The 17,874-nt window shown below is 35.9% G+C and carries 13 protein-coding genes; 5 read left to right on the top strand and 8 right to left on the bottom strand.

Going from position 1 to position 17,874, the window contains the following annotated elements:
- Positions 1 to 63 precede the first annotated feature (63 nt).
- From DW761_RS13105 to DW761_RS13095, 3 genes are all read right to left on the bottom strand, one after another.
- Positions 64 to 876 carry a DUF368 domain-containing protein gene (locus DW761_RS13105; RefSeq protein ID WP_117452716.1) on the bottom strand — a complete coding sequence of 271 codons (813 nt, stop codon included), beginning with the start codon at positions 874 to 876 and terminating at the stop codon, positions 64 to 66.
- A gap of 164 nt (positions 877 to 1,040) precedes the next feature.
- Positions 1,041 to 2,000, bottom strand: a complete 960-nt coding sequence (locus tag DW761_RS13100) for a sodium:calcium antiporter (RefSeq protein WP_117452717.1) — start codon at positions 1,998 to 2,000, stop codon at positions 1,041 to 1,043.
- A gap of 15 nt (positions 2,001 to 2,015) precedes the next feature.
- Complete coding sequence (locus tag DW761_RS13095) at positions 2,016 to 3,194, bottom strand: MalY/PatB family protein (RefSeq protein ID WP_117452718.1); 1,179 nt, start codon at positions 3,192 to 3,194, stop codon at positions 2,016 to 2,018.
- A 174-nt stretch (positions 3,195 to 3,368) separates the two neighbouring features.
- On the opposite strand from DW761_RS13095, the gene DW761_RS13090 reads away from it, so the two are divergent.
- Positions 3,369 to 5,144 (top strand): EAL domain-containing protein, encoded by a 1,776-nt coding sequence (locus DW761_RS13090; RefSeq protein ID WP_117518420.1) that lies wholly within the window; start codon positions 3,369 to 3,371, stop codon positions 5,142 to 5,144.
- A gap of 46 nt (positions 5,145 to 5,190) precedes the next feature.
- Here DW761_RS13090 and DW761_RS13085 read toward each other — a convergent pair whose 3' ends face one another.
- The 3 genes from DW761_RS13085 to recG form a co-directional block, all read right to left on the bottom strand.
- Positions 5,191 to 6,513 carry a 6-phospho-beta-glucosidase gene (locus DW761_RS13085; protein WP_117452720.1) on the bottom strand — a complete coding sequence of 441 codons (1,323 nt, stop codon included), beginning with the start codon at positions 6,511 to 6,513 and terminating at the stop codon, positions 5,191 to 5,193.
- Between the two features lie 214 nt (positions 6,514 to 6,727).
- A complete protein-coding gene (rnc, locus tag DW761_RS13080; protein WP_117452721.1) occupies positions 6,728 to 7,411 on the bottom strand; it encodes a ribonuclease III in 684 nt (227 codons plus the stop codon).
- A 34-nt stretch (positions 7,412 to 7,445) separates the two neighbouring features.
- Positions 7,446 to 9,455: an ATP-dependent DNA helicase RecG gene (gene recG / locus DW761_RS13075; protein WP_117452722.1), complete on the bottom strand. Its 2,010-nt coding sequence runs from the start codon at positions 9,453 to 9,455 to the stop codon at positions 7,446 to 7,448.
- A 543-nt stretch (positions 9,456 to 9,998) separates the two neighbouring features.
- On the opposite strand from recG, the gene DW761_RS13070 reads away from it, so the two are divergent.
- Complete coding sequence (locus DW761_RS13070; protein WP_117452723.1) at positions 9,999 to 10,769, top strand: C39 family peptidase; 771 nt, start codon at positions 9,999 to 10,001, stop codon at positions 10,767 to 10,769.
- 50 nt (positions 10,770 to 10,819) lie between these two features.
- On the opposite strand, the gene rbr is transcribed toward DW761_RS13070, so the two are convergent.
- Entirely contained in the window at positions 10,820 to 11,356 is a 537-nt protein-coding gene (rbr, locus tag DW761_RS13065) for a rubrerythrin (RefSeq protein ID WP_117452724.1), read from the bottom strand.
- A 327-nt stretch (positions 11,357 to 11,683) separates the two neighbouring features.
- Here rbr and DW761_RS13060 point away from each other — a divergent pair, with 327 nt between their 5' ends.
- The 3 genes from DW761_RS13060 to DW761_RS13050 all read left to right on the top strand — a co-directional run bounded on the left by DW761_RS13060 (position 11,684) and on the right by DW761_RS13050 (position 16,637).
- The gene (locus DW761_RS13060) at positions 11,684 to 13,777 is read left to right on the top strand and encodes a glutamine synthetase III (RefSeq protein WP_117452725.1); all 2,094 of its coding nucleotides are present in this window, start codon (positions 11,684 to 11,686) and stop codon (positions 13,775 to 13,777) included.
- 174 nt (positions 13,778 to 13,951) lie between these two features.
- Positions 13,952 to 15,625 carry a Na/Pi cotransporter family protein gene (locus tag DW761_RS13055; RefSeq protein ID WP_117452726.1) on the top strand — a complete coding sequence of 558 codons (1,674 nt, stop codon included), beginning with the start codon at positions 13,952 to 13,954 and terminating at the stop codon, positions 15,623 to 15,625.
- Between the two features lie 67 nt (positions 15,626 to 15,692).
- A complete protein-coding gene (locus tag DW761_RS13050) occupies positions 15,693 to 16,637 on the top strand; it encodes an AEC family transporter (RefSeq protein WP_117518419.1) in 945 nt (314 codons plus the stop codon).
- A 45-nt stretch (positions 16,638 to 16,682) separates the two neighbouring features.
- Here the strand turns inward: DW761_RS13050 and DW761_RS13045 are convergent, their stop codons facing one another.
- Positions 16,683 to 17,840, bottom strand: coding sequence for an AI-2E family transporter (locus tag DW761_RS13045; protein WP_117452728.1), 1,158 nt, complete (start codon positions 17,838 to 17,840; stop codon positions 16,683 to 16,685).
- Between the last annotated feature and the right edge of the window lie 34 nt (positions 17,841 to 17,874).

Raw genomic sequence — 17,874 nt, 5'->3', positions numbered from 1 at the left:
CTTCTCTCATCATTTATACATGCAGGAAATTAATTACACAGTGGTGAAAAAAAGAAGGAACGCTTAACATTCCTCCTTATCGAATTTTAAAATCATCATGATGATACAAAAGCCTGCCAATAACGCAAATGCACAAATCCAAAGTTCTTGTATGGATGGAAAGCCTGGAAGTATCTCAAATACAGAGCCTGCCACAAATCCTAAAATCACCAGATACGTACTTTGTGTATAACGATTCATCAAAGTTTCCAACAGCTTCGTTGTGGATATAATTCCCAAGATCACACCAATCCCTAAAGGAATCAGATATGGAAGATATAACCTAGATATCGCCTGCATGGTGGTATCATACATCCCAAGCAGCAATAACATATAAGAAACACTGATACCTGGTAATACAAGTGCTATTGCACTGATAAAACCTGCCACAAGCAGCAAACATATATGCAGAATATCATTTTGTGAAGATGTAACATCCATCCCCGGCAGCATTCCTAATAACACGACGACAACAATGCCAATGATAAAATATATAATATAAGTAAACTGGAATGTTTTCAGCTGGGCTTTTTTCACCATTAAGGGAATCCCACCTGCGACAATACCAATAAAGAAATACAGCATAGGTTTTTCCCAGCGATTGATTGCGGCAAGAATCGGTCTTGCGAATGCTACCATACCAATGATTGCGCCTATGGAAAAGATAAGCAAAAATAATAAGCTGGCTTTTTTCTGTTTACGAAAACTGCTTACTGCATGAATCAAACGATCATATACGCCTAAAATCATCGCCATACTTCCACCACTGACACCTGGCACCAGCATGGTGCTTCCTACAAACAAACCTTTGATCCCTATCATGAAACGATCTTTCATATCATCACTCCACTTCTACTTTATGAAAAAGATGTCTGCATTATACAGGAAGTTGCTGGCAATCACAATAACCTTTCTAAATCGTTAACAATAACTTTACAATCAAATTTTTTAAAATTAAAAAAAAACAGGATTTTGATATCCTGATTTTCGATTATAAATAATTACATACTCAAAGCAATACTGGTAACATAAGATACCAGAATCAATATACCGCAAACTCTTGTAATGGCTGGTTTCTTTTTGAAATAGATCAATCCTAATGTACAAACCATAGAGAAGATGCCAAAACATAACAAATTCATAACCTGTGATTCATTCACATAGATGCCGCCTTTGACATACAATACATCCGCAAAGCATAGAATGATGAAGTTAAATAGATTACTACCAACAATATTTCCAAAAGATGCGTTAAAGTTTCCGATACGTACTAAATTCACGGAAGCACTCAATTCTGGAAGACTTGTTGCTACACCTAAGAAAATAGCACCGGCTACGGTTGCACCTAAATTTAATTCAGTCGCAATTTTATCTGTTACCTGGGTTAACAGGATACTTACGATTACAAGTCCAACACTGAACAGTAGAAAACGAATCATAATCTGTTTCACAGTAAGGGCAATGTACACTTCATCATCTTCTTGTGCGCCTGAAGTATCTTCCCCCATGGTTTTCACATTAAAGATATAAACTAGTAAAATCGCAATTGACATCAGATTCACCTTAAAGAAGCCAGCACCGATTTCTATTGGTTTTAAAATCGCAAACAAAACCAGTAAATACATCACGATACCAAAAATCAATGTGTTTTTATGTGAGTTGGCAATACTTGCGTCTTTATAACGTTTGGCTGTAAATAACACCAATCCACCGATAACACACAAATTGAAAATATTGCTGCCAAGAACATTTCCTTGAACTAAGTCAGGCTGATCTAATGCCAAAACAGCAGTTAAGGAAGTAAATAATTCTGGCAATGAAGTCACAGCTGCCAGCATGACGCCACCAATAAATGCTCCTGATAAATTTGTCTTTTTATCAAGACAATCTACATAGTACGATAAACGTACCGACAAATAAACAACCAATACAGCTAAAATTAAATATTCAAAATAAATCATTTTTCTAATCCTTTCTTATTTATGTAATGCATCGCACAAGCGTTTTACACATGTTTCTACGATACTTCTTGGACAGGCTAAGTTAATTCTTTCAAAGCCTTTTCCTGCTTCACCAAACAGATACCCTTCATCCAGAATCAAACCTTCTTTCAACATGGTTTCTTCCAGTTGTTTTTCATCTTCACAATAAGCACGCACATCTACCCATAACAAATAGGTTCCCTGTCTTGGGGATATAATTGCTTCTGGTAAATATTGTTGGATACATGCTCTTGCAAATGCATCGTTTTCATCTACATAAGCATTGACATCCGCTAACCACTGTTCACTATCTTCTTTGGTATACGCTGCAATGGTAGCCGCAATCGCAAAGCTGTTAGGACCGTTTAATGATAAGCGCTCCATTACATAAGATGTCCATTTTTTCTGCCATTTTTCATTACAGATGATAATATTGCTGTTTTGCAGACCAGCTAAATTAAAGCTTTTTGATGGTGCTGTACAAACCACAATACGATCCTTTGCTTCTGGGGCAAGCTTCAATAATGGCTGATGTTCATAATCTTTTTGTACAAGATCACAATGAATTTCATCGCTGATGATCCATTTATCATATTTTTTCGCAAGTGTTACAATTTTTAACAGTTCTTCCTTTGTCCAGATACGTCCTACTGGATTATGTGGGGAACACAAGATCATTCCTTTCACATCATTTCGTGCCATTTTTGCCTCTAAATCATCAAAATCAATACGATACATGCCATGTTCGTTGATTAATGGATTCTCCACAACCACACGTTTTGTCGCCTCAATCTTTTTACGGAATGGATAATACACTGGTGTAGAGATGATAACACCATCCCCTTCTTCACTCATGATTTCCAAAAGATAGGCAATTGCTGGCACAACGCCGCCTGCATAAAAAATTGTATCAGGATCTATTTCCCAATCAAATCGTTTTGAAAACCATCCACATACCGCCTGACGATATGCTGGTGTAAATCCTGTGTTGTAGCCATAAATCTGCTCGTCAACTTTTTCCTTTAGTGCCTGCTGTATTGCTTCTGCACATGGAAAATCCATATCCGCTACCCAAAGAGGCAGAATATCCTTATCGCATGCAGGAAATGCCTTATCCCATTTCACACATCCTGTATTTTTTCGATTAATCAATTCATCAAAATGATATTTCATACAACACCCTCCTACTCAGCTTAGTTATTATAATACATATGAAAGGAAAATGACAATAAAACTTATAAAAAAGACAGATAAACCATTAAAAGAAAACTTTTTTAAAAACCTTTGTGATATAATTGTGATAAGGGTTTCATTACGTACGATTGAATATCAATCAGGGAGGCATCTATGAAAAAATATAATATCATTGTCCCTGTGCTGACTTGGCTGGTAGCCATTTTGATTTTAATCTTTTCGCTGTTCCAGCTACAGGGTGATGCAAGAACAATAAACTATACTGGTTTTGTTCGTGGAGGTACACAGCGTTTAATAAAAAAAGAATTAGAAGGCCATCCAGATGATGAATTACTGAATCGCATGGATATCGTTCTTTACGAATTAGAAACAGGAAAAGGACCCGATAATTTAAAGAAAAATACTGATCCTTATTTTCAAGAGCATCTGGAAAAGATGCGTAAACAATGGGATGAAATTGTAGAAAACATTTATGAAGTACGGGAAGGAAAAAATAATGATTTGTATGCATTAAGTGAGGATTTTTTTAACTATGCAAATGAAACAGTTGATTTGGCTGAGCGCTTATCTTCTCAAAAGCTTTTGTTGTCGGTGTTCATTCTTGTGGCATATCTGATTATTTCCACCACACTGATCATTTATTTCAGTAAAAAGCGACAGGAAACATATAAAAACCTGTATTATATTGACACTTTAACCGGCATCTACAATCTTGTGGCTTTTAAAGAAAAGCTGATTGTTTTACTGACCCGGGAACTACATTCTTATGCCATCATTTATTTTGATATTGATAATCTGAAATATATTAATGATACATATGGTTATCAATTTGGTGATGAAGTGCTGCAAATCATTGCACAGACACTAGAACAGAATTATTCACTTGCTGCCCATGTGAATGCCGATAACTTCATTCTTGCATGTGAGCCAGGAGATCAGGTTGATCAATTAAGGGCAACCCTGCATAAGAGTATTGAAAATCAGCTTGGAAAAGCAATCGCTGATTATTTAACCTATTCCGTTGGTATCTATGTGACAAATCCAAGTACTACTTTACAAATCAACAGCATCATTGATAAAGCCAATATTGCTCATAAACAATGCCGTGATATTGGAAAATCTGCCACAGCCTACTATGATCATGACTTAGTCGCAAAACTGGATAGAGAAAATCAGATGCAAAAAGAAATGGATGATGCGATAAAAAACGAAGAATTTAAGGTTTATCTTCAGCCAAAGTTTTATATTCATGATACGACCTTGATGGGTGCTGAAGCACTTGTTCGCTGGCAATCAAAATCTTTAGGTTTTATGCCACCAGACTGCTTTATTCCATTCTTTGAGAAAAACGGACGTATTTTACATTTGGATTTTTATATGCTGAAACATGTCTGTATGTTATTAAAAGATTTATTAAAAGATGATCAGGCTTTTCCAATCGCAGTAAATTTCTCCAGAGTGACCATGAATAATGAACACTTCTATGATGCATTTCATCATATCGTAGACAATTATCAGATTCCTTATCAATATATCGAAATAGAAGTTATAGAAAGTGCCTTCAATGAGATAAGTGAACGTGTCACTGTCATGCTTCAAACATTACGAAAAGAAGGCTTTAAAATCACCATGGATGATTTTGGCTCCGGCTATTCCAGTTTAAATCATTTAAGTTCTTTACCATTAGATGTAATAAAAATTGACAGGGATTTCTTGAATACCGACAAAAAGCTAGATCAGATACGCAATATTATTTTATGTGTTGTGGAATTATCCCATATCATGAATTTAAAAGTTGTTTGTGAAGGTGTAGAAACCCCTGAACATGTGCAATTATTGAAAGAGGTCCATTGTGATTATGCTCAAGGCTATTTCTTTGAAAAGCCTATTCCCGTCGATGCTTTTGTGGAAAAATATTGTAAAAAATAAGAAAAAAATCCCAGAGGACAGCTTGTGTTCCCTGGGATTTTATTTGTTATTTAAAGAACTGTGGTAAATATTCTTTGTGTGCTTCTAATAATTCATCCACTACAACATTGGCAAGTGTATCACTTGGGCATAATGGATTCATATTCAATGCAGTAACTGCCAAATCACGATTTCCTGTCACAGCTGCTTCACATACCAGACGTTCAAATGTTTTAATTGTCTGAATGGTACCATTGATCTGTGGTTTTAATTCCCCAGTTGCGATTGGTTTAGGGCCATCTGCAGTTATGTAACAAGCTACTTCAACAGCACTGTCTTCTGGCAGATTGGTAATTGTACCATTGTTTCTAACATCTACATACTGAATATCACCTTTATTAGCATAGATAGACGCAATCAGATTACAAGCAGCATCGCTGTATTTTGCGCCTCCACGCTGTTCCAATTGTTTTGGCTTTTCCGCAAGTTCTTCATTCTTATATAATTCAAATAATTCTTCTTCCACTTTACTGACAACTTCTCCACGAACGGTACCTGTCTTAAACTGTTCCAGTTCTTCTTCAAGCTGTTCTTTTGTAAAGAAGTAATAGTTATGATAAGGACAAGGAATCGCATGTAGCCCACGAATAAAGCTTGGAGAATAAGGCAATGATACAAAGTTTTTCATTGCGATCGTATCTTCTGCGTCAATATTCGCATAACGTTCCACAACTTCATCAATCACACTCACACCGTCCACAAATGCATCTGTCGCAAAGATGTGGTGGTTAACACCCTGCAATTCCATTGTAACACGTTCTTCTTCTACACCCATGATTTTTGCGATACCTGCGACCATATTCACAGGAACATTGCATAAACCAATGACTTTCTTGAAATCTGTATAACGAAGTACTGCTTCTGTTACCATACCTGCTGGATTTGTAAAGTTGATCATCCATGCATCAGGGCATAATTCCTGCATATCTTTTACGATATCTAAAATTACTGGAATGGTACGAAATGCTTTAAACATGCCACCTGCACCATTTGTTTCCTGTCCAATCATTCCATGTGATAAAGGAATTCTTTCATCCAATACACGAGCTGGCAAACGACCAATACGCATCTGTGTAGTGACAAAATCTGCATCTTTCAAAGCTTCTCTTCTATCATATGACAAAATCACCTTCATTGGTAATCCTGCTTTTTTTACCATTCGTTGCGCCAATGCACCAACAATTTCTAATTTTTCTCTACCTGCTTCAATATCAACTAACCATAATTCAGAAACTGGCAATTCCTCATAACGTTTGATAAACCCTTCTACAAGTTCAGGAGTATAAGATGAACCTCCACCAATTGTCACGATTTTTACACTTTTTTTCATGTTGTTCCTCCCGTGGTATATACCACCATACACATTCATTATACCGGCTTCTTTTTGAAAAAGCAACCATAATGTTAAGGGTTTCAAAAAACGGTTACATTTTCGTGTGACAAAAAAGGGATGGAGTTTTTACATTCCATCCCATGTGTTATTTCGTTACTTTCTGTTTCTGACACTTTCCATATGTCCATAAAAATAAGCTGGACATACCAGCTTACTTCACCATCTTTTCAAATGCATCTTTTGCGGCCATCTGTTCCGCACGTTTTTTAGAATAACCTTTGCCTTTACCAAGCACGATTTCATCTAATAACACAACGACCTCAAACTCAGGTTTATTACTTGGACCACTGACATTCACGGTCTGATAATGAACTGTCTTTCGAGAATCACTTTGTATGTATTCCTGAAGCTTTGTCTTATAATCAATTACCTTTTCACTCTTTGGCTGGGTAATGGCTGGTGTTAACACCTGATCCAATATAATATCTACAGCGTGCATTCCCTGATCTAAAAAGACTGCGCCAAGTAGTGCTTCAAACATATCCGCTAAAATTGAATCACGTTCTCTGCCACCTGTTTTTTCCTCGCCAACACCAAGCTTTAAATATTTACCTAAGCCAAGCTTACGATTATATTGTGCCAAAGCCTCCTCACAGACAAGCTGTGCACGAAGGGTTGTCATCTGACCTTCACTTAATGGAGGGTTCAGACGAAATAATTTGTTTGTGGACCATAACTGTAATACCGCATCACCCATAAACTCCAATCGTTCATTATCATGTGGATAGCTTTTATGCTCATTCACATAGGAAGAATGAACCAGTGCAGTTTCAATCAACGTTTTGTCGTGATATGCGATATGCATACGATCTAACCAATCAAAAATAGTATCCATATATCATTTTCTCCTTAATGTTTCTATTATACCACTAATCCAGATAAGTTCCACTGGATAATGTATCATTTATATAACTTTTGAGTGATGTATATCTATCTTCCTCCATATGTTTTAACACATAGGCAGCATCATCTCTTGCGACTTCTAAAATATTGGCATCCTGAATCACATCTCCCAAGATAAATCCAGGCACCCCACTTTGTCTAGTTCCTAATATATCTCCAGGACCTCTCAGCTTTAAATCTTCTCTGGCGATTTCAAAACCATCACTTGTTTTTTCACAGATTTTTAATCGTTTCATCGTATCAGGATCACTTGTATTACTCAACAGGTAACAATATCCAGGTTTTTGTCCACGTCCAACCCGACCTCTTAGCTGATGAATCTGACTTAAGCCAAAACGATTGGCATCGTAAATCACCATAATATTGGCATTCTTTACATCGACACCTACTTCTATTACAGTAGTAGAAATCAGAATCTGAATCTTGCCATCCACAAAATCCTGCATCACAGCATCTTTTTCCTGTGTATTCATCTTGCCATGTAGTAAACCAATGGAATACATTCTGCCTATTGTTTTTTTCATGCCATCATAGATATCATTCACATTTTTGATATCATAATCTTCATTTTTTTCTATGGCAGGACATACAACATAGCACTGGTTTCCTTCATCTATTTTTTCCAGCACTTCTTCAAGTATGGGACCCATAGATCTGCTTTTCACAAGTTTTGTGGTAATTGGCATTCTTCCCTTTGGCAGATGTTGAATCGTGGAAACATCCATATCTCCATATAAACTTATCGCTAAAGTTCTGGGAATCGGTGTGGCGCTCATAAACAAAAAGTCTACCTTATCACCTTTTTCTAACATCTTTCTTCGTTGTGATACCCCAAAACGATGCTGCTCATCCGCAACCACCATACCTAAATCATGAAAATCCACATCATCCTGAAATAATGCGTGGGTTCCTACAAGGATATCAGTTTCATTATTTTTTAATCGTTGTAAAACAGCTTTTTTATCCGCTGGTTTTAAGGAAGAATATAATACATCTATCTGTACATCCACATCTTTAAATGTTTCTAACAGATTCTTATAATGTTGTTTTGCTAAGATTTCCGTAGGTGCTAGAAATGCTGCCTGTTTATGCGATAAAACACATGCATAAAGCCCAAATGCCGCAACCAGTGTCTTTCCACATCCAACATCTCCCTGCACCATACGATACATCACTTTTTCACTTGCTAAATCTTCTAATATCTCCTCAATAACTTTCTCCTGATCATCTGTTAAAGAGAACGTTAATGAGTTTTTTAATTCCATGACATCTTCTACATCAAAGTGTTTTTCACATCCCTTGACGACCTCTTTTTCCTGCGATTTAATTGCCTGCATGGCTAATTGAAACTTGAAGAATTCTTCATATTTTAAATGGCGCAGACTTTGTCGCAATGCTTCACTTTTACCTGGATGATGGATAAAGTATAGAGCTTGTTTTTTAGGAATCAATCGATATTTTTCTAGGATATCCTTTGGCAAGAAATCTTCTACCTGATCTTGAAGTACATTCCATGCCTTTTCAATATACTTAATAATATCTTTTTGGGTAATCCCCTCTCTTATATTATAGACTGGAAAAATACCCAGTTGTTCCTTTAATGGTTTAAAATTATAAGTCATGGCTGTAATACGGCTGCCACCTTCATATTTTCCAAAGATACTGATTGTTTTTCCAACTTCAAAAGCTGATACCCATGGCCGATTAAATATTGACACGTCAAACTCTTCTTCTTCAAATACTACTTTAAATCGTGTAATACTTTGTTTTCCACGAAAGCGAATAACTTTCGCATGTGTTATGATCATTGCCTCCATGCTGATTTTCATATCCTTCTGCCAATCTTTTCGTGGTATAAATTCGCTTACCTCATAACGAAAAGGATAATATGTCAATAAATCCTCTGCCTGAAAGATATTCATATTATTTAAAATTTCAATTTTTTTATCTGATATCCGTAATGCTTTCAGTTCCATATCATCCCAACTTTCTTACCTGTCTATTATACCTTAGCTGAAATAGTTTCTCAAATTTTCTTATGAAATCAACCTATGTATAAGAAAGTTCTGACTTATCTTCATACTGGTGTTTCTTACATGTGTAGTCTTACCTCTTTATCTCTTCATTTAGAATGTATAATATCTATCTAATTAACCTATTTATAACATTGTACTTTTTATAAACATTCTTTATAATACCTCTTAAGAAAAGGAGGGATGTGTCTAAGTTTATAAACATATACACAGGTAACTGTGATTTGACCCTAGAAAAAAGGCCATACGGACAGCCAGGTCAAATGCCGAAGATATAGACAATATCTGTCTTATTGTGGTTAGAAGCCAAGTTTTATAAGCAAGTGTGCTTGTGAGATCAGTAAGAGTAGTAAAGGCATTTTATGTTGTATAGACTCAAGACAATATCCTGATAATCATATTTTATGGGAGTAAACTATCAAAATTAAATAATGAAACGATCATAAGCAAGTACCCTTTGCGATTATTTTGTAAAGGAGAGAAAAAATGAAAAAATTATGTTGTTTTTTATGTATTGCAGTATTATTAACGGGTTGTGCCAAAAATGAAAAAAAAGCGAATTATCAAGATGATATGAAAATCGAACATACTGTGGATTTGTCAAAAGAGGATGGTGCTGATAGTGTAGAACGTGATGGTGATCATCAGGATTCTATATATTTTGCACATCCTAATGTATATCATATGAAATCTAATGATACCCTTACAATTTTAGAGCATTTTCCTACGATTCAACAAAGTAGTGAATGGAGTTGTGGTGTAGATGCTGCCCTCATGGTTTTAAAATATTACGACGCATTAGGCGATTATGATGAAAAAAGCCTTGCTGAATTTCGTACAAATAAATTAGAACCAGAAGCAACCTCATTGAAATCAATGATTCAGATTTTTCAAGGTGTTGGCGGTTTTTCTATAAAATCAACTTATGATTATAAGGAAAGTGAATATGATCAAATTTCTTTAGAAATGATTCAGGATTATCTAAAGAAAGGCATTCCAGTGATGGTTGCATGGAATGATTGGGGCGGACACTGGCAGGTCATTATCGGCTATGATACCATGGGCACTGAAACTACACAGGATGATGTCATCATTGTAGCTGATTCATATGATACAACAGATCATAATCAGGATGGCTATGGCATTTATGGAGCTGAACGTTTTTTCTATAATTGGACAATGTATGATTTCTTTGAAAAAAATTATGGACTTCCTGAACGTGATAAGCTATTTATTGCGGTAGAACCTTTAAAATAATAAGGAAAAGCTAAAAAAAACCTATCAATTCTGATAGGTTTTTCAACTTTTTAGTAGTTTTCTTCGCGAACTTCAAAGTAAGCTCTTGGATGATTACATACAGGGCAAACTTCTGGAGCTGTTTTACCACGGTGTAAGTGTCCACAGTTTAAGCATTCCCAAACAGTTTCTTCGCTCTTTTCAAATACTGTACCATCTTCAATGTTGTTTAATAAAGCAACATAGCGTTCTTCATGTGTTTTTTCAATAGCAAGTACGCCTTCCATTGTTTCAGCGATATCATCAAAGCCTTCTTCACGAGCTTCTTTTGCCATACGAGCATACATGTCTGTCCATTCAAAGTTTTCACCAGCTGCAGCATCTTTTAAGTTCGTTACTGTATCAGGCATACCATCATGCAATAATTTAAACCAAAGTTTTGCATGTTCTTTTTCGTTGTTAGCAGTCTGTTCAAAGATATTGGCAATCTGTACATAGCCATCTTTCTTTGCTTTGCTAGCATAGTAGGTATATTTGTTTCTAGCCATGGATTCTCCGGCAAATGCTTCATTCAAATTCTTTTCTGTTTTTGTTCCTTTTAAGTTCATGTTAAATTCCTCCTTATAAAGTATATGAACATTACTTTTTCATATATACATTGTACCTCATAATTTTATAAAAATCATCTCTTTTGCGCATAAATTTTAAAATTTGTAAGCGTTTAATGATTTTTGTAACGAATTTGTGACGAATATATAACATCTAATCTATTATATAATCAGGCAAGTTTTTAATTATCTTGCTGTTTTTCTATTTTTTTATTCAGATTTTTCAAAATATTTTTTAATTTTTATAGCTTTTTTTAATTTTTATTTGAGATTTCCTATACTTTTTTTGTGAAATAAGGTAAAATCTTGATAAAGGAGGATTTTAAAATGACAAACAAACACCCTTTTGATGATTTTGGCATCAATTTATTTAGTGAAAACGTAATGAAAGAATGCCTTCCTCATCCTGTTTATCAGAAATGGAAAACAGCAACACGTAAAGAAGATGCATTGGATCGCCCAACAGCGGATGCGATTGCACATGCGATGAAGATATGGGCTATGGAAAAAGGTGCAACACATTTTACGCACTGGTTTCAGCCATTGACTGGATCAACTGCCGAAAAGCATGACAGCTTTATTGAGCCAGGTGATCACAATCAGGCAATATCCCGTTTTAGTGGTAAAAGCCTGATCAAAGGTGAAGGCGATGCTTCTAGCTTTCCAAGTGGAGGACTTCGTGCTACTTTCGAGGCAAGAGGATATACCTATTGGGATTGTACCTCTCCTGCATTTATCCGTGACAACGTTTTATGTATTCCAACGATCTTTGTTTCTTATAATGGAGAAACGCTGGATAAGAAAGCTCCTTTATTGAAATCTGCAGAAGCAATCAGTAAACAGGCAACCAGAATCGTTAACTTATTTAAAGATAAAGATATCAAGCATGTCAATGCCATGGTAGGCTTAGAACAGGAATATTTTTTGGTGGATAAAGAAATGTACCTGAAACGTAAAGACTTAGTACATACCGGCAGAACATTATTTGGCTCTATGCCTCCTAAATCAATGGATCTGCGAGGACATTATTTTGGTAGTATTCCTGCCCGTGTACAGGCTTTTATGGAGGAAGTCGATGAAGAATTATGGAAGCTTGGTATTTATGCCAAAACAGAACATAATGAAGTCGCACCATGTCAATTTGAAATCGCACCATTATTTATTGATGCGAATGTCGCGGTTGATCAAAACCTGATCATCATGGACGTATTAAAGAAAAAAGCCGATAAGCATGGACTTGCCTGCCTGCTTCATGAAAAACCTTTCCAGGGAGTGAACGGCAGTGGCAAACACAATAACTGGAGTCTTGTGACAGATGATGGACAAAACCTGTTAGAACCAGGAGATCGCCCACACGAAAACATTCGTTTCCTTTTATTTGTATGTGCAATCATTGAGGCTGTGGATACGTATCCGGAAATGCTTCGTATGGCAGCAAGCAGTTATGGAAATGATTATCGATTAGGTGCAGATGAGGCACCTCCAGCTGTTGTATCGATCTGTATGGGTGAAGATTTGGAAATCGTTTTAGAAAAGATTCGTTTAGGTGAAAATGAAATTGATGATGTTGTAGAACCAAAAGCATATGCGATTGCCAACCTAAGCTATGTGCCAAAAGATACTAGTGATCGTAATCGTACATCTCCATTTGCTTTTACCGGAAATAAATTTGAATTCCGTATGGTTGGCAGCAGCCGCAGCGCTTCCACAACCAATATTATATTGAATTCTATCGTAGCTGATAGTTTATGTAAAATCGCTGATAAATTACAGGGTATCAAATATATTGATGAAGTGCGTAAGAAATCTTTGGATATCTGTCGTGATATCCTGCAGAAACACCACCGCATTCTTTTCTCAGGTGATGGCTATTCTTCTGACTGGCTGGATGAAGCAGAAAAACGTGGCTTGCCAAATATCAAATGTTACTTAGACTCTATTTCTTCTTTATCTTCTGAAAAAGCTGTTGCGATGTTTGATCGTATGAAGGTTTATAATCGTGCTGAGCTGGAAGCACGTGTGGATATCTTGACAGAAGAATATCGTAAGAGTGTAAAAGTAGAAGTTTTAACATTATTAGATATGAGCAAGAAAGAAATCCTTCCTGCCCTGGTACGTGAAATCAAGTTCTATAGTGATGCGCAAAATTCACTGGGCTTTGAAAATAGTTATTATCAGCGCAAGATCAAACATCTGGTATCTTTACTGGATAACTTTGATAAACAGTATCATGATTTAAAACAAAAAATGGAAAATCGCCAGCAATATCCTGATAATATGGCGAAAGCACAATATTTAAATACTGTGGTTGTGCCTGCAATGACTGATTTACGTTCTGTCATTGATCAAATTGAAGATGCTATTTCTTCTGATAATTATCCATATCCAACTTATGATGATATGTTTGTCAGTATGCAATAATATCCTAAGTGACCCTTAAGGTCACTTTTTTACATATCTTTTACATTCCCCTGATTGTAAGCGGTTTTCATCAATACATTGTGAATTATTAACAGAATTTTTACAATAGCTTTACAATTATTTTGTATACTTGAGATGTAATAAAGAATGACTTTTTTCAGGAGGATATAAAGGATGACATTTGAAAACATTTTGGCGTTGCTGGGAGGTTTGGCGCTATTTCTATACGGCATGCATATGATGAGTGATGGGCTGGAAGCTGCTGCCGGAGATCGAATGAAAACGATTTTAGAAAAATTAACAAGCAATCGTTTTTTAGGCATACTGGTAGGCGCATTGATTACTGCGGTCATACAAAGCTCTAGTGCGACGACTGTTATGGTCGTTGGATTTGTAAATTCACAGCTGATGACATTAAATCAGGCTGTATGGATTATCATGGGTGCCAATATTGGTACAACGATCACTGGTCAGTTAATTGCATTAGATGCCAGTAAGATTGCCCCATTGGTCGCAATTATTGGTGTTGTGTTTGTAACATTCTTCAAGAATAAAAAATTAAATGCTATTGGAGAAATCATGGCAGGTCTGGGTATTTTGTTCATTGGTATGGATATGATGAAAAATGCGATGGTGCCACTACAGAGTAGTGAAGCATTTATTTCCGCAATGACAACAATCAAAAATCCATTATTAGCAATTTTACTAGGTGCTGGTTTCACCGCTTTAATTCAAAGTTCTTCAGCATCTGTTGGTATTTTGCAGGCACTTGCATTAAGTGGTCTTGTTGGACTAGATACTTCCATTTATATTATTTTTGGTCAGAATATTGGTACATGTATCACTGCAGTACTTGCATCTCTTGGTGCAAATCGAAATGCAAAACGTACAACCATTATTCACTTGTCCTTTAATATTATTGGTACAGCCATCTTCTTTATCGTAGTACATTTAATACCATTTGTGGGCTGGATGGAAGCCATCACATCCAATCCTGCTGCACAGATTGCCAATGCACATACGATTTTCAATATTGCGACAACCTTGTTGCTGATTCCATTTGGTAATAAACTGGCAAAACTGGCACAGATCATTATGCCAATCAAACCAGAAGAAATCGAAGAAAACAAAGGATACAACATTCCCCTTACATTTGTGGATACGGATAACATTGGTACAGTAACAATTGCAGTTTCCTCTTTACGTAAGGAAGCGGTGGCAATGTTACAATTAGCACAACAGAATTTAAGTGATTCTATCAAGGGTATCACAACCAAAGAATGCGATGCTGAAAAAATCAACAAGCGTGAAAAACGTATCGATTATATCAATTATGAAATTACCAATTATATGACGAAAGTTTCTTCTTTACATATGAGTGAAAAAGAAAGTACAACTGTTAATGCCTTATTCAAGTGCTTTGCGGACATTGAACGCATTGGCGATCATGCCATTAACATCTTGCAATATACAAAGCATAATGAATTATCATTAGATGATTCTCACATGGTCACAGAGGAATTAACTACCCTGCACGATCTATTGATGAAAAGCTTTTCCTTATTATTCGCTTATGATTTCGATAGTGATAATGATTGTTACGAAAAGATTGAGCGCATTGAAGACCGCATTGATGAGTTAACTGAAAATTATCGACAGCTTCAAATCAACCGTATGAAAGACAAGAGTGTTGACGCAAAAGATTGTGTCATCTATTCTGAAATCCTAACTGATATTGAACGTGTAAGCGATCATATCATGAATATCATTCAGGAATGCCGCCGCTGCAGCTTTACACTTACGGAGGATGCATTCAACGAAAATATACAGTTGAATCCTGCAATTTAAAACATATCTATAGTGATATGTTTTTTTGTGGTATAATGGAATGCGAATAAAATGAAAGGTGGATTTTATGAATGATTTAATTTTTTGTTTAAATGTTACCATACCGGTATTTTTAACGATGATCTTAGGGATGATCTTTCGTTATTTGCATATATTTACAGATGAATTTGTTAAACGAATGAATGCATTTGTATTCTCTTGTGCCCTGCCCGTCTTGTTATTTAATGATTTATCAAGAGTAGATTTCTTTTCTGTCTGGGATACCCGCTTTGTCTTATTTTGTTTCTTTGCTACCTTGATTTCCATTATCTTTTCCTATCTGGTGTCAACTCGATTACACAATAAAGCAATACAGGGAGAATTTGTACAAGCAAGTTATCGCAGTTCTGCGGCTATTCTGGGTATCGCTTTAATTGAGAATATCTATGGACACTCCACGATTGCACCATTAATGATTTTTGCCAGTGTTCCTTTATATAATGTCATGGCTGTCATTGTGCTTTCTGTATTAAAAAGAGAACGTACCAAAATGGGAAAGGAAGTTCTCATCAAAACAATCAAAGGAATTGCAAGCAATCCAATCATTTTAGGAATTATAGCTGGTTTTCTTTGGTCAATATCCGGAATCAAGCAGCCTGTAATCATGCAGAAAACATTAAACAATCTTTCTGTGCTGGCAACACCTCTTGGTCTTATGGCGATGGGAGCATCCTTCCAATTACAGAATGCCAAAGGATTATGGAAGCCGGCAATCCTTTGTACCTTTATCAAATTAATTGTCTTTGTGGCAATATTTCTGCCCATCGCCATATGGATGGGATTCACATCAGAAAAACTGGTTGCCATCCTGATTATGTTAGGCAGTGCCACAACTGTCAGCTGTTTCATCATGGCCAAGAATATGGGACATGAGGGAACACTATCTAGTACCGTTGTCATGCTAACGACCCTGTGTAGTGCGTTTACCTTAACCATGTGGCTATTCATCTTAAAAACTTTATCTTATATCTAAAAACAAGCGTTAGACTTATGGAATACACCAAAGTCTAACGCTTTTTTACTCATCTTTATATGTTAAATCTTTTAGCTCCAGTTCTTTCTTATGTAAACGATAATTCACAAATTCACGAACCGCTGTATAGAATACCGCAAAGCATGGGACTCCAATAAACATACCAATGACACCAAATAATCCACCGCCAACAACAACGGAGAACAAGATACCAATACTTGGCAAACCCAGTTTATCTCCCAGAATCAATGGTCCTAAAATATTTCCATCAAACTGTTGAAGTACAAAGATAAACAAAGCAAAGTATAACGCTGTAATTGGATGAATAATAAATAGAATGAATATACCTGGCACAGCACCAATAAAAGGTCCAAATACCGGAATCATGTTTGTCACACCAACAAATACCGATAAAAGTAATGCATATGGAAACTGAAAAATCAATGAACCAATATAACATAGGGTTCCAATGATCAAGGAATCAATAGCTTTACCTACAATAAAATTATTGAAAATATCTGCACTGGCAATTGCCATACGATGTAAATATTCACTTGCTTGTGTTGGGAAAATCGCATAATTTATTTTCTTAACATATCTCATCAAGCGTTCTTTATCCATCAACATATAAATCGCTGACATGATACCTAAAAGCACATCCAGCAGGGTACTGCCAAATTGAAAAGTCATCTTCAACATCTGAGGCAATGCCGTGGTAACCATATTCGTAATTTTATTAAAGAAATCACTTTTCTGTATATAATCACTCACATGTTCTGCATTGATTGCATGTTCTGACATATAACTTTCCGCAAACTTTTGGAATTCTTCAACATATCCAGGGAATGCCTTTACAAGTGAAAATACACTGTCCACAAGCTGTGGTATCAATAAAGCCATAAAGCATCCTACAATAATGATTGCCAAAACCATCGTAATAATCGTAGAAAGATTTCGTTTTGTCTGTTTTTTTAATCTTGTTTTCCCTAAAACCTTCGTTTCTATCAATTCCATTGGCCGATTCAATAAGAATGCAATCGCAAACCCCAAAATAAATGGCATCATCAAACTGGTAACTGTATTAAAAACCCCCACCAATACATCAATTTTATAATATGCGAAATAGATTGTAATCCCCACTGCAACAACAATGATTGCCGCAATGATCTTATGACGCATATCTTCACTTACTTTAAACTTCATGCATTTACCTCCATTACCGCTATTGTACCATGAC

Source organism: Absiella sp. AM29-15 (assembly GCF_003434225.1).
Classification (GTDB): Bacteria; Bacillota_I; Bacilli_A; order Erysipelotrichales; family Erysipelotrichaceae; genus Hoskinsella; species Hoskinsella hominis.
This window is presented reverse-complemented; position numbering and strand designations above follow the sequence as displayed.

Excerpts from the sequence above, each read along its gene's own strand:
- recG (WP_117452722.1), bottom strand. The coding sequence starts at position 9,455 with ATGGAACTGAAAGCATTACGGATATCAGATAAAAAAATTGAAATTTTA.
- rnc (WP_117452721.1), bottom strand. The coding sequence starts at position 7,411 with ATGGATACTATTTTTGATTGGTTAGATCGTATGCATATCGCATATCAC.
- DW761_RS13105 (WP_117452716.1), bottom strand. The coding sequence starts at position 876 with ATGAAAGATCGTTTCATGATAGGGATCAAAGGTTTGTTTGTAGGAAGC.
- DW761_RS13085 (WP_117452720.1), bottom strand. The coding sequence starts at position 6,513 with ATGAAAAAAAGTGTAAAAATCGTGACAATTGGTGGAGGTTCATCTTAT.
- DW761_RS13070 (WP_117452723.1), top strand. The coding sequence starts at position 9,999 with ATGAAAAAATTATGTTGTTTTTTATGTATTGCAGTATTATTAACGGGT.
- DW761_RS13095 (WP_117452718.1), bottom strand. The coding sequence starts at position 3,194 with ATGAAATATCATTTTGATGAATTGATTAATCGAAAAAATACAGGATGT.
- DW761_RS13100 (WP_117452717.1), bottom strand. The coding sequence starts at position 2,000 with ATGATTTATTTTGAATATTTAATTTTAGCTGTATTGGTTGTTTATTTG.
- DW761_RS13060 (WP_117452725.1), top strand. The coding sequence starts at position 11,684 with ATGACAAACAAACACCCTTTTGATGATTTTGGCATCAATTTATTTAGT.
- DW761_RS13090 (WP_117518420.1), top strand. The coding sequence starts at position 3,369 with ATGAAAAAATATAATATCATTGTCCCTGTGCTGACTTGGCTGGTAGCC.
- rbr (WP_117452724.1), bottom strand. The coding sequence starts at position 11,356 with ATGAACTTAAAAGGAACAAAAACAGAAAAGAATTTGAATGAAGCATTT.
- DW761_RS13050 (WP_117518419.1), top strand. The coding sequence starts at position 15,693 with ATGAATGATTTAATTTTTTGTTTAAATGTTACCATACCGGTATTTTTA.
- DW761_RS13045 (WP_117452728.1), bottom strand. The coding sequence starts at position 17,840 with ATGAAGTTTAAAGTAAGTGAAGATATGCGTCATAAGATCATTGCGGCA.
- DW761_RS13055 (WP_117452726.1), top strand. The coding sequence starts at position 13,952 with ATGACATTTGAAAACATTTTGGCGTTGCTGGGAGGTTTGGCGCTATTT.